The sequence below is a fragment of the Nocardia wallacei genome (assembly GCF_029869545.1).
GTDB lineage: Bacteria > Actinomycetota > Actinomycetes > Mycobacteriales > Mycobacteriaceae > Nocardia > Nocardia wallacei_A.
On the sequence record NZ_JARWQD010000025.1, the window covers coordinates 1 to 12631 of the forward strand.

Annotated in this window: 11 protein-coding genes and 1 tRNA gene; 6 read left to right on the forward strand and 6 right to left on the reverse strand. The window is 69.9% G+C overall.

What is annotated here, in order from left to right; translation table 11 throughout:
* The coding region (locus tag QH290_RS01185) for a glycine-rich domain-containing protein (protein ID WP_280381737.1) at positions 1–456 on the reverse strand (456 nt) is incomplete at its 3' end.
* A gap of 61 nt (positions 457–517) precedes the next feature.
* Positions 518–1540, reverse strand: coding sequence for a TerC/Alx family metal homeostasis membrane protein (locus QH290_RS01190; RefSeq protein ID WP_280381723.1), 1023 nt, complete (start codon positions 1538–1540; stop codon positions 518–520).
* Between the two features lie 253 nt (positions 1541–1793).
* Between QH290_RS01190 and QH290_RS01195 the strand changes: the two genes are divergently transcribed.
* Positions 1794–2789, forward strand: a complete 996-nt coding sequence (locus tag QH290_RS01195) for a zinc-binding dehydrogenase (protein WP_280381724.1) — start codon at positions 1794–1796, stop codon at positions 2787–2789.
* A 274-nt stretch (positions 2790–3063) separates the two neighbouring features.
* A tRNA-Ile gene (locus tag QH290_RS01205) sits at positions 3064–3137 on the forward strand.
* A gap of 88 nt (positions 3138–3225) precedes the next feature.
* On the opposite strand, the gene QH290_RS01210 is transcribed toward QH290_RS01205, so the two are convergent.
* From QH290_RS01210 to QH290_RS01225, 4 genes are all read right to left on the reverse strand, one after another.
* Positions 3226–3654 carry a VOC family protein gene (locus QH290_RS01210; protein WP_280381725.1) on the reverse strand — a complete coding sequence of 143 codons (429 nt, stop codon included), beginning with the start codon at positions 3652–3654 and terminating at the stop codon, positions 3226–3228.
* A gap of 83 nt (positions 3655–3737) precedes the next feature.
* Positions 3738–5861 carry a helix-turn-helix transcriptional regulator gene (locus tag QH290_RS01215; RefSeq protein ID WP_280381726.1) on the reverse strand — a complete coding sequence of 708 codons (2124 nt, stop codon included), beginning with the start codon at positions 5859–5861 and terminating at the stop codon, positions 3738–3740.
* A 196-nt stretch (positions 5862–6057) separates the two neighbouring features.
* Positions 6058–6999, reverse strand: coding sequence for a hypothetical protein (locus QH290_RS01220; protein WP_280268302.1), 942 nt, complete (start codon positions 6997–6999; stop codon positions 6058–6060).
* A gap of 4 nt (positions 7000–7003) precedes the next feature.
* Complete coding sequence (locus QH290_RS01225) at positions 7004–8050, reverse strand: 3-oxoacyl-ACP synthase III family protein (protein WP_280268303.1); 1047 nt, start codon at positions 8048–8050, stop codon at positions 7004–7006.
* Between the two features lie 476 nt (positions 8051–8526).
* Here QH290_RS01225 and QH290_RS01230 point away from each other — a divergent pair, with 476 nt between their 5' ends.
* The 4 genes from QH290_RS01230 (at position 8527) to QH290_RS01245 (ending at position 12450) form a co-directional block, all read left to right on the forward strand.
* Positions 8527–10206, forward strand: a complete 1680-nt coding sequence (locus QH290_RS01230) for a fatty acid CoA ligase family protein (protein WP_280381727.1) — start codon at positions 8527–8529, stop codon at positions 10204–10206.
* Positions 10203–10493: a hypothetical protein gene (locus QH290_RS01235; RefSeq protein ID WP_280268305.1), complete on the forward strand. Its 291-nt coding sequence runs from the start codon at positions 10203–10205 to the stop codon at positions 10491–10493. Before QH290_RS01230 ends, QH290_RS01235 begins: the two co-directional genes overlap by 4 nt.
* Positions 10490–11521 (forward strand): NAD-dependent epimerase/dehydratase family protein, encoded by a 1032-nt coding sequence (locus tag QH290_RS01240; RefSeq protein ID WP_280381728.1) that lies wholly within the window; start codon positions 10490–10492, stop codon positions 11519–11521. The genes QH290_RS01235 and QH290_RS01240 overlap by 4 nt, the downstream gene beginning before the upstream one ends.
* Before the next feature lie 98 nt (positions 11522–11619).
* Positions 11620–12450, forward strand: coding sequence for an alpha/beta fold hydrolase (locus QH290_RS01245; RefSeq protein WP_280268307.1), 831 nt, complete (start codon positions 11620–11622; stop codon positions 12448–12450).
* Positions 12451–12631 lie beyond the last annotated feature (181 nt).

The window sequence follows — 12631 nt, forward strand, 5'->3', positions numbered from 1 at the left end:
CGAACCCGGGGTGCGCAACGCGGATTCGATGGTGGCGCCGCGCGCGCGGGGGATGCCCCCGGGCCGTGCGCCGCCCCCCCGGGCGTCGAGGTCCCACAGCACGCATTCCTCGCCGGGCCGCGCCACCATCGACCACGCGACCACGGTGCGGCCGAGCTGGGTGGCCATCGAATCGCCGGTGCCGTCGCCGGAGTCGTCGGCGTCGGGATAGTGGTGCAGGAAGCGGCCGTAGGCCGCCCGGCAGAAGCGGGCATACCGGCTGGTGCACAGGATCAGCCCGTGCCACGCCTCGTCCACCGCGTGCGAGGGCATGCCGATCACCTGATCGTCGCGCATCGCCGCCCCGCAGCACCGCAACCACTGGCGCAGCCCCGTCTCCACCAGCTCGCGCGGTTGCCACGGGCAGGTCTTGAACACCGCCTCCGGCAACTGCAGATCGTCTACCGCGCGGTGCATGCGAGCCGGGGCGACGCGGCGAAACCGTTGTAACAGCACGCCTCCCAGTATGGCGCCCGGGCTACGGCGTGGAAGCCGGTGTGGGGGAGGAGTTCTCCCCGGACTTCCGCGTCGCCCGCAGGCTGGTGAGGGTGACCACCGCGAGCACCACCACGATCACGCCCAGCGAGGCCACGGTCGGGATCTCCGGCACGCCGTCCCAGACCTCGTGCGCCCAGTGCAGCACCAGCTTGATGCCGATGAAGGCCAGGATGACCGCCAGCCCGTAGGAGAGGTGGACCAGCCGCGACAGCGCCGCCTGCAGCACGAAGTACAGCGCGCGCAGGCCCAGCAGCGCGAAGGCGTTGGTGGCGAACACCAGGTAGGGGTCGCCGGTGACGCCGTACACCGCGGGCACCGAATCGACGGCGAACACCACGTCGGTGGCCATCACGGCCGTCACCACCAGCGCCAGCGGCGTCAGGGCGCGCTTGCCCGCCTCGCGCACCGTCATCTTGGTGCCGCGGTAGTCGTCGGTGACCGGCATCAGCTTGCGCATGAGCCGCACCGACCGCATGTGCGAGATGTCGACCTCCTGGTCCTGCCCGCCGACCGCGTCCCGCAGCAGCTTCGCCGCGGTCACCAGCAGGATCGCGCCGAACAGCAGGAACGCCCAGTCCAGCGAGGCCAGCGCGGCCGCGCCCAGCGCGATGAAGATGCCGCGCAGCACCAGCGCGCCGACGATGCCGAACAGCAGTACCCGCTGAGCCAGCGCCGCCGGGACCGCGAAGGCCGCCAGCAGCAGCATGAAGACGAACAGGTTGTCGACCGACAGCGACTTCTCCAGCAGGTACCCGGTGAAGAATTCGGTCGCCGGTGTCCCGCCGTAGGCACCCCAGACGAACAGCCCGAACAGGACCGGCAGCGCCAGGTAGAAGATCGTCCACCCGATCGCTTCCCGCATCGATACCTCGTGCGGCTTGCGGGTGACGACGAAGTCGAGGGCCAGCAGCACGAGCACCCCGGCAATGGTCGCGACCCACAGCCACGGCGAACCGATGGATTCGATGGCGGGGGCGGCGAGAATGGTGGGGCTGGGGCTCACATGGACTCCTCGGGCATAACTGGGCACCCGAGGTCTCCTTCACCCGACTCGGGTGGCCACCCGGGGATTCCGACGGCGGAATCCGTACTGACCGGTATGACGCTTGGGAAGTACTCCCCTCTGTGTCCAGAGTAGCGAAGTCATAGCTCGATCACCAATCGGTGAGCATGTCCGAACGGCCACTTGACCTGAACCTTTCTTCAGGTATGAGGCTGGGTGGGTCAGCGATGCGAGCGAAGGGACGTGATCGAGGATGCGTGTGGTGCAAGCGAAGTCGTTCGGCGGGCCGGAGGTGCTGGTGCCGGGCGAGGCGCCGGATCCGGTCGCCGGTCCCGGCGAGGTCGTGATCGATGTCGCCGCGGCGGACGTGATGTTCCTCGATGCGCGGCTGCGCGCCGGGTGGGGCGGCGACTACTTCCCGCTACGGGTGCCCTACGTCCCGGGTGGGGCGGTGTCCGGTGTGGTGTCGGCGGTGGGGGAGGGCGTCGATCCCGAGTGGATCGGCAAACAGGTGGCAAGTGCGACGGCCGCGAGCGGGATCGGGGGCGGGCTGCCCATCGGCGGATATGCGGAGCGGGCCCTGGCCAAGGCGCACACGCTGGCCGAGGTGCCCGCGGGGCTGGATCTCGTCACCGCCGCGGCGCTGGTGCACGACGGCACGACGGCGATGGCGGTGGCGCGGCTGGCCGACCTCCGGCCGGGGGAGCCGGTGCTGATCACCGCGGCGGGTGGCGGGGTGGGCACGCTGCTCGTCCAGTTGGCGCGCGACCGCGGGGCGACGGTGATCGGTGCCGCGCACGGGGATACGAAGCTCGGCCTGGCGCGCCGACTGGGTGCCGCCGAGGTGGTGGACTACGAGGAGCCCGGCTGGGCCGATCAGGTGCTGGAGCTCACCGGCGGGGCCGGGGTGTCGGTGGTGCTCGACGGCGCGGGTGGCGAGATCGGCCGGAATGCGCTGGGTTCCACGGCTTCCGGGGGCCGGTTCCTCGGATACGGCAACGCCGCAGGAGGTTTCGCGGAGTTGGACACCGATTACGCAGCCAGGGAGGGCGTCACCGTGCTCACTCTGATGGATATCACCAATTCCGATACCGACTGGGATGCGCTCGGGTCCGAGGCGCTGGAGGCGGCGGCTCGGGGACAACTGGAAGTCGTTGTCGGCCAGACCTTCCCGTTGGATCAGGCAGCCGAGGCTCATGCCGCCATCGAAGCGCGGCGGGCGGTGGGGCGCACGATCCTGACCGTGTGACGCCGGACCTTGTCGCGGGCTGTGCACCACGACCGCGATCTTGCTTGCGGCCCACCGTCCGCGGCAGCAGCGTCGGATTCCCAAACAGCAACCGGTGCCCGACCAGCCCGCTCGTACAGCCACTGATGCCCGCGCAGCACGTTCGTGAACAGATCCGCCATCCCGAACCTCCCGTCCCGTCGCCCCCGGCCCACCCTATCCGGCGATCCGACTAGGTGCGGACACGCCCGACCCGGTACCATGCATCACGCCCGCATACGTGCGCTGCGGTCGGGGGACGGTAGCTCAGTCGGTTAGAGCCGCGGACTCATAATCCGCTGGTCGTGGGTTCGAGCCCCACCCGTCCCACTCATGGTCCGCAGGTTGCGCGGGACCTGCCGGAAGGCGTCACGCCGGGCCGATCGGGCCCGGGCGATCGGCCTTGGATCTCCTGCGGTCAATAGGTTGGCCAGTTGCCGGGGGTCATGAGTTCGAGGAGGTTGTCGTCGGGGTCGCGGAAGTAGATGCTGCGGCCGCCGCGGGTCCAGTGGGTGCGGCCTTCTATGGCTATGTCGTGTGTGGTGAGGTGGGTTTCCCATTCGGTGAGTTGGTCTTCGGCCACGGCGAAACAGATGTGGAGGTGGCCGCTGCCGTCGTGTGGCGGGATTTCGCCCGTCGGCAGGCCGGGGCCGGGGAACACCTTCTTCTCGAGCGAGCTGCCGCGCAGGAACAGGAGCAGGACGTTGCTGCCCCCTACGTCGTAGGCGCAGAAGGGTTCCGAATCGAGCATGGGCTCGAGCTGCAGGACGTCACCGTAGAACCTGCGTGCGCGGTCCATGTCGTCGACGTACAGCGCGGTCTCGATAATGCGGTCGAGCTTCGGCATGTGCGGTTTCCTCCTTCGAATGCCGCTGACGACCGCATTCTGAAACCTCGAGTCGGCTCGAGGTCAAGCGGCGGCGACCCGGGCTATCCGGCGGCCGATTCCGCCACCACCGTCCGCTCGGCGAGGACGAACCGCAGTTCGCCGCGCCGCGCGACCGACAGCTTGCGATACACCTTGGTGAGGTGCTGCTCGACGGTGCTGGTGGTGATGTCGAGGGTCTCGGCGATCTCGCGGTTGCGCTTGCCCAGCGCGGCCAGCTCGGCGACCCGCCGCTCGGCCGGGCTGAGGGCGTCGATGCGGCTGGGCGCCACCCGCACCGGCGGCGGGGTCACCGGCGCGGGCGAGGTGCGGTCCCCACGCAGCCGCCGCACCAGCACCCCGGAACCGCATATCTCGGCCAGCCGTACCGCCTCGCGCAGCAGCGGCCGAGCCTTGTCCGCATCGCCGATCGAGCGGTGCGCGCGGCCGAGATCGGTCAGGGCCGTGGCCAATTCGAGTTCATCGGCGCCCGCACGAGCCACCGCGACCGCCCTGCGCAGCAGGGGCACCCGCCGGTGGGCGTCGCCCGTCGCCGCCAGCACCCGCAGCGAGACGCCGCCGCTGCGATGCCGATCCGGCCCGCCGATGAGCTCGAGGTGCATGGTGGCGAACGCCTGCGCCCGCCGCTGCTCGCCGAGGCACAGATAGGCCGCGGCCATATCGTTGCGCCACGGCACCAGCCACGCGAAATCCAGGTTCCACTGCCGCATCAGCGCACCGCACTGCCGGAAGTGCCGCAGGCCCTGGTCCGGCTGCCCCACCGCCAGACAGTGGTGACCGTAGGCGTGCAGATACGGCAGGGCGAAACGCGATTCGAACATCGCCCGCGGCACCGGGCGGCGCAGCTGCGCGGCGGCCTCGGTGTGCTTGCCCTGTGCGGTCAGCGCGCGCACCAGCACCGCGATCGGCCTGCCCGCCCACACGCCCAGATGTTCGGCGGGCACGAGATTCAATGCCTGCGTGGCGTTTTCGGCGGCCGCGGTGAGATGCCCACGGCGCAGCAGGGTTTCGGCGCGCAGCGCGGCGAAGATGGAGCGCCAGGTCGGCGCGTGCCTGGCCTCGGCCTCGGCCAGCAGCGAGGTACACCACGCGTCGGCGGTGTCGAGGCGATCGGTGTGGATGAGACAGTCGACGGCGGCGACCAGCGCCTCGACGGTGGTGGGCCCGAGCCGATGACAGGCCAGAATGCGCTGCGCCACCGTCGCGAGTTCGGCGGGCGGGTGCTGCACGGTCAGCACCGTGAGCAGGTCGGCGGCCTGCCGGTACGGCGAGTCCCGGTCCACGGCGCCGGACGCGCCGATCCGGGCGCGGTCGGCGAACAGCCGCCGATGCCGCTCCATATGCATCGGATGGGTGTACCGCAGCCAGGCGCACAGGAAGTCGACGCGCGGGCTGAAGGTGAGGGTGCCCGCGGGGCCGCGCTCGAGCCGGGCCAGTGCGTGGTCGGCGTGCTGCACGTAGCCGTGCCACAGCATGTGCAGCACCGCGGCGGGCAGTTCGGCGTAGGGGACGCGGCCGGTGTACAGCGCCGCCTTGAGCCGCCCGAAATTGCGGGTGCGCGTGGACGGATTGAGCCGCCACTCGACCGAGACCAGCCGGGCGGCGATGGCCGCGCGTCCGCCCGCGCGGCGGCTGGCGCGGTAGGCCAGCTCGAGCCGCTGTGCGGCACAGTCGATCTCGTCGTCGGCCAGGGCCTGGTCCGCGGCGGTCACCAGGACCTGGGCCGCCCACGAGGTGCGGGCGTCACCGGCGGCCACCAGCTGCGCGGCCACGACCGAACATGGAAAACCGTTGCGGTGCAACAGTTCCGCGGCCCGCCCGTGCAGTTCGCGACGCTGCTCGGCGGGTACGTCGCGCAGGATGCGCGCGGCGATCGCCGGGTGGGCGAAACGCTCCTGCGCCGCCCACCCGACCTCGGTGAAATCCGCCACGACGCGGCGTGTGCGCTCCTGATCGGCGTCCACCAGCGCGGCGGCGAGCGGCACGGTGGCCGCGCCGCCCAGTACCGCCATCGCGGAGGCCACCCGCAGCCGCTCCGGGTCGCCGCCGCGCAACAGCGTGGTGAGTGTCTGATCCCCGTCCGCTCGTCGTGGCCGCGCGGAGACCTGCTCGCGCTGACCGGCGACGATCGATGTCCGGGTGCGGTCCCGAGCGACCGACCACTGCATACTCCAGTCCCTTCATCGATCGGATGTGCCCGACTGAGGGGAGTGCGGCCCGAGACGGGCGCGGTGGTACTGGGGAGCGGCATCGTTGCGGCGGTGGACGTCTGTGACATCCGGATTCAGCCGGTGCACGGTTCTCGGCGGCCGCCGGGGCGCTCTCACTACTACCTGCCGGCGGCGGCCTGCCGCGTGAATTATGCTACACGTCAATGTGTTTGGCATGCAGCGCGACGGCGCTACCGGCCGGTTCCAGTGGTTGCGGTCGATACGCCAGGCAGGCCGCGGAGCTGTCGTCGGCGGCCAGGAACAGCACCGCCCGCGCGGTGTCGAGCAGGCCCGCGGAGGCCGCGTTCAGATAGGCGTGCACCGGTGCCGCGGTGTAGGGATCGCCGACCGCGGGGTCAATTCCGGCCACCGACATCGAGGGCACACCCAGCCGATACGCCAGTTGCTCGCGGAAGCCGGGCTCCGTGGCGGGCGCCAGCAGGACGGCGCTGCCGGTGCCGAAGTCGCCGCGGTCCAGGCCCTCGGCGGCGAGGCAGTCCTGCACCACGTCGATGGCGTATGCCAGCGGGTCGCCCGTGCCGGTCCGCACCGACAGTGCCGAGCGGCCGGAGGTGCCCGCGGCGACCAAATCAACCCAGGCGGTCGGTTCGGCCGCGCCGGTCGTCTGGGTCGCGTGCAGCTGCCCGAAGCCGCCCGCCCCGGCCGAGGAGCGCAGGAGCAGGGCGGCGCCGCCGGGGGTGTAGGGGAAACCCTCGGCGACGCGCTCGGTGGACGGATGGGTATCGCCCGCCAGGATCAGCGCGTACTCCAGTTCGCCGGGGGCGAGGAAGCAGTGCGCGACGGTCAGGGCGTGGATCACGCCGGTGGCGCCGTGCAGCAGGTCGAACGAGAAGGCCGGAACCCGCCCGGTCCGGTACTCGAGCCCGATCCCCAGCCGCTGCTGGAGCAGCGCGGCGACGGCGGGCTCGGAGATATTGCTGTCCCGGAAGACCCCGGTGTTGATCACCACCCCGATGCGGTCGGGGGAGACACCGGCCTGCTCCAGGCAGGAGCGCCCGGCACGGGTGGCCAACTCGAAGTAGCTGCCCGTATCGACATCGGTGCACACGGCCGCGGAAACAACTGCTGTACTCATGGGCTCATGCCTCCAGTCGGGAGATGGTGGCGGCGAGATGGCCGGAGACGATGCCTGATGCCTCCGGCACCAGTAGCACCTTGGAACCGCGCGGAATCCGTTGCTGCGCAAGGTGTTCGTGCAGAACGAGGAAGTGCGAGGTGGAGGCGGTGTTGCCGTACTCCTCCAGCACGTTGAGCGCCTGCGGCATCGGCGTGCCGAAGTGCTGTTCGGCGAGCTGGCTGATGTACTCGATGGCCGGGCCGCTGAACTGGTGATGGATCCAGTAGTCGTATTTCTCGCTCTCCCAGGTCCGTCCGGTCTCCTTCATGAAGTCCGACATGCGGTCGAGCGCCTGCTGATAGCGGTGCTCGCTGGCCAGCTGGCGGTTGTCGGTGTACATGGCGATGCCGGTGGTCTTGTCGCTGGGCATGCCGATGCAGAACTCGGCACCGTAGGCCGCGGTATTCAGTTCGACGTAGTGGATTTCGTCGTTGTCGTCGCCGCGGTCGTCGACCACCACCGCCACCGCCGCATCGCCGACGGTCAGCGCGGCGAACTGCGGGTCGTAGGGCTGGTTGATCTCGCGGGCGGCGGTATCGGCGATGGGGGTGATCTGCTCGCCGCTGACCACCAGGCCGTTGCGCACGACACCGGCCTTGATCATCCGGTCGAGCACCAGCACGCCGGTAACCATGCCCGCGCAGGCGTTGGACAGATCGAAGTGCAGTGCCTTGGTGGCCCCGATCGCGTTGCGCAGCATGAGTGCGAAAGCGGGTGCGAAGCAATGGATGTCGGGTTCGCGGAAGCGGGTGATCGACACCGAGATCACCACGTCGATCTCGTCGGCGCTGTAGTCGGAGTGCCGCAGGCAATCGTCGATCGCACGCAACGCCATCGCGAACGACGACTCGTAGTCGTCCGGGTCCGAATTGTGAATATGACGATTTTTGATGCCGGTGATGCGCTCCAGGTCGATCGACCTGGGTACGGACAGGCTGGAGATCACGTCTTCGGTGGAGCGCACGGTGCTGGGTGTGTACGCGCCCAGCGATTCGAAACGAGTACGCATGGCCCCCTACTCTCAGGATTGTTTTGCGAATGCGGTCGAATTCTGGTGCGGCCGAGGGTATGCGGGAAGAATTTCCGATACCGGCGCCGTCGTTGTCCAGTAGCCCCGATGCCGAGCCCGAGGTTACCAGGCGGTAGTCGGATACCGGTGGGTCGGCGCGGCCGCGAATCACGGCTGTAACAGCGAGTTTTCGCGTCGGGCCACTGGAAAATGCACCATGACCTGCGACTGTCGAGTGACGAGGCGCGGTTTGCGAATAGGGGTTTATAGGGGTTGCGGCGAACATGTTTCGGTACCGGGAGACACATGTAATTTATTGCTCACCAAAGGTTTTCGCCGCTCCTGCGGTAGCGGGCCGGTGGGCCGTGCGGTAGCCTCACCGGTACCGTTTCTCGCATTCCGCGACAATTTCAGGGGGCCAGCGTGCCGTATTCCGTATTCGCCATTCCCGCACGCGTGAAACATGAGGTGTCGAGGTGACCACTGCGATCTATTGGCGGGCACTGGACCGGTTCCGCGAAGTCGTTGCCGCGCACCCGGATCGGGAGGCGGTGATCCATCCCGAGGGGCGCACCGCCGCGGGCCTGCCGGACTATCGTCGGCTGACCTACGCCGAGCTCGACGACTGGTCCGACGCGATCGCCGAACGGTTCACCGCGGCCGGGGTCGGGCACGGCACCCGCACCATCGTGCTGGTCACTCCCGGGCCGGAGCTGTACGCCGTGCTGTACGGCCTGTTCAAGATCGGCGCGGTGCCGGTGGTGATCGACCCCGGAATGGGCCTGCGCAAGATGCTGCGCTGTCTGCAGGCCGCCGATGCCGAGGCGTTCGTGGGAGTGCCGCAGGCGCAGGCGGTGCGCCTGGTCTTCCGCCCCTACTTCCGCAAGGTGCGGGTCGCGGTGACCGTCGGCAGCCGGTGGTTCTGGTGCGGGCCGACGCTGGCGGACTGGGGGCGCAAACCCGTTGCGCCGGTTCCCGATCGAGCACCGGCACCGGATACCGATCCGCTGTTGATCGCCTACACGACCGGCAGCACCGGTCCCGCGAAGGCCGTGGTGCTCACCCACGGGAACATCAGCGCCATGATCGATCAGGTCGACGCCGCCCGAGAACGGATCGCGCCGGGCACCTCGCTGATCACCGCGCCGGTCGCGGGCATCCTCGAGCTGCTGCTCGGATCGCGCTGTGTGCTGCCGCCGCTGATTCCGTCGCAGGTCGGGTCCACCGACCCGGCGCACGTGGTGGATGCGGTGAACCGGTTCGGGGTGCGCACCATGTTCGCCTCACCGGCCGTGCTGATTCCGCTGCTGCGTCACGTCGAGGCGGAGCAGGTGGAGCTGCCGACCCTGCAGAGCATCTATTCCGGTGGCGCGCCGGTGCCGGATTGGTGCATTGCCGGGCTGCGGCGGGTGCTGCCGGAGCAGGCGCGCGTCTACGCCGGATACGGCGCGACGGAGGCGCTGCCGATGTCGACGGTCGAATCGCGGGAACTGCTGGGCGGTCTGGTCGAGCGCGCGCATCGCGGCGCCGGAGTCTGCGTGGGGCGGCCCGCGCTGGACGTGCGGGCGCGCATCGTCGCGATCACCGACGATCCGCTGCCCACGTGGTCGGATGTCATTGCGCGCGAGGCGGATCTGGCCGTCTCGCGCGGCATCGGCGAGCTGGTGGTGTCCGGGCCGAACGTGAGCACCCGTTACTTCTGGCCCGAATCGGCCAATGTGGCGGGCAAGATCGACGACGACGGCGTGATCTGGCATCGCACCGGCGATCTGGCCTGGATCGACGAACAGGACCGGATCTGGTTCTGCGGGCGCAAGAGTCAGCGCCTCGAGACGCTCGAGGGCCCGCTGTTCACCGTGCAGATCGAGCAGGTGTTCAACACCATCGGGGGAGTGGCGCGTACGGCGCTGGTCGGGGTGGGGCCTCATGGTGCGCAGCGCGCGGTGCTGTGCGTGGAACTCGAGCCGGGCGCCGACCGCGCCGCCGTGGAGGTCGAACTGCGCTCGCGCCGTGGGGAATTCGATGTCACGTCGCCGGTTACCGAATTCCTGTTCCATCCGGGATTCCCGGTCGATATCCGCCACAACGCCAAGATCGGCCGTGAGCAGCTGGCGGTCTGGGCGGGGCGGCAGTTGCGAAAGCGAGCGAAGGCATGAAAGTCGTTGTGCTGCGGGCTGTCCCGATCCTCGGATGGCTCTATCTGCTGGTGGGCCTGGTCGTCGCGCTGACCGGGCGGGCGCCCGCGAGCCGGACGCTGCGGGCGCTGTGGTGGGCCGACATGCTGCTCAGCACCGTCGGGCACGCGGCACAGATCCCGATCGCGCTCGCGGCCGACGAACTCGCCAGCCGCCCGCGCGCCGAAACGGCGGCCATGACACAGATTTTCGGCTTGACCTGGTGGCGGACGCAGCCGAAACCGAATGTGGTGCAGGAGGTCCGATGAAGGCATTGGTGACCGGCGCGTCCGGATTCCTGGGCGGCGCGCTGGTGCGCAGGCTGGTGCGCGACGGTGCGTACGAGGTGGCGATCCTGGTGCGGCCCACCAGCACCCTGCGCGACCTCGACGAGGTGATCGGCCGGGTCGAGGTCGTCACCGGGGATCTGGCCGATGCGGCGTCGCTCGAGCGGGCGGCATCCGGTGTGGACGTCGTATTCCACAGTGCCGCACGGGTGGACGAGCGCGGCACCCGGGACCAGTTCTGGGCGGAGAACGTGCGCGCGACCGAGCGGCTGCTCGATGCCGCACGCGGTGGCGGAGCGTCGCGGTTCGTCTTCATCTCCAGCCCGAGCGCCCTGATGGACCGCGACGGCGGCGACCAGGTCGAGGTCGACGAGTCGGTGCCCTATCCGCGCCGCTACCTCAACCATTATTGCGAGACCAAGGCGGCCGCCGAGCGACTGGTCCTGGCCGCGAACGCGCCCGGATTCACCACGTGCGCGCTGCGCCCGCGCGCGATCTGGGGCGCGGGTGACCGGTCCGGCCCGATCGTGCGGCTGCTCGACCGCGCCGCCGCCGGGTCGCTACCGGATCTGTCGTTCGGCCGCGACGTGTACGCCTCGCTGTGCCACGTCGACAACATCGTCGACGCGTGCGTCAAGGCGGCGGCGTCCGAGAACGTCGGCGGCAGACCGTATTTCATCGCCGACGCCGAGCGCACGAACGTGTGGGAATTCCTCGCGCAGGTGGCCGCTGAACTCGGTTACCGGCCGCCGTCACGGAAGCCGAATCCGCGGCTGGTGCACCTGATCGTCGCGGTCATCGAACTGCTGCGGCGCGTGCCGTTCGTGGCCGCCCGCTGGAATCCGCCGCTCTCGCGCTACACGGTGGCGGTGATGACCCGCACCGGAACCTACGACACCGGCGCGGCCGCAAGGGATTTCGGGTACGAGCCGATCATCGACCGCGATACGGGGATGCGGCGGCTGCAGGAGTGGCTGCGCACTCCTTGTGTTACGCGCGGTACCGGTTAGTATGGGTAGCAATACCGTGCTCGGGGTATGTCGGTGGTGACGGTCCTCGCGGCCGGACAGGCAGTACTGCACCGCTACTCAACGAGGAGAGCGTCCCGATGCCGGTGTTCGATTTTCACGGCGTGCCGATCGCGTACGACCACGCCGGATCGGGCGATCCGATCCTGTTTCTGCACAATATCGGCGGTGACCGCACCATCTGGGCGCCGCAGTTCCAGGCCTTGCAGCGCACCCACCACGTCTACGCGCTGGACCTGCTCGGCTACGGCGACTCCGGCCTGCCCGATTCCGGCTACACGCTCGACAACTACCTGCGCCTGGTGTCGGACTTCGTGACCGCTCAGGGCCTGCACAACATCACGCTGGTCGGGCACTGTTTCGGCAGCGCGCTTTCGCTGCTGTACGCCCGCCGCAACCCGCAGCGGGTGCGCGCGCTGGTGCTGAGCAGTCCGCTGACGGCGGCCACGCTGCGCCCCACCTCCACCGGCCGGACCGCCCGCCTCGCACGGCACCTGCCGCTGGACACGCTGGCCGGGCTCACCCGGCTGCCCGGACCGGCCGCCGCCTGGCTGGTGCGCGAGCAACTGGGGCCGCGCGGCCGCCGCGAGGGCTCGGAGGCGATCGCCGGGCTGCGGCGGCGCTGGACCGAACCGCGGCGCCTGCTGCCCGCCGCCGCCATCGCCCGCGACCTGCCGCGCCTGGCCGAACTGGATCGCTTCCGCCCCGGCCCGACGTTCCCCCCGATCACCACGATCTGGGGCGAGAAGAACCGCATCCTGTCGGCCGCCGCGGGCGCGCGCCTCAACGCCACCCTCAACCCGGTCGAGGCCGTCTCCGTCCCGGCCTGCGGCCACCTGGTCATGCTCGAGTCCCCCGAAACGGTCACCGCCGCAATCCGTTCCGCCTCCACTCCCGCCCTCGCCAGCTGACGGCCCGCGCCTCCTCCGAGGCCGCCCACGTCGGCCGGGTGGATTGTGAAGTTTCAGGGGCGGATGGGGGTCTATCCCGATAGTGGATCTCGGTGTCGCGAGTCGGCACCGAGGTCCCGCGGCGGAGGCACGTGCAATGGGGCACGCGTCGGCGGCAAGGCGCACAGCGGCGTGCGATGGG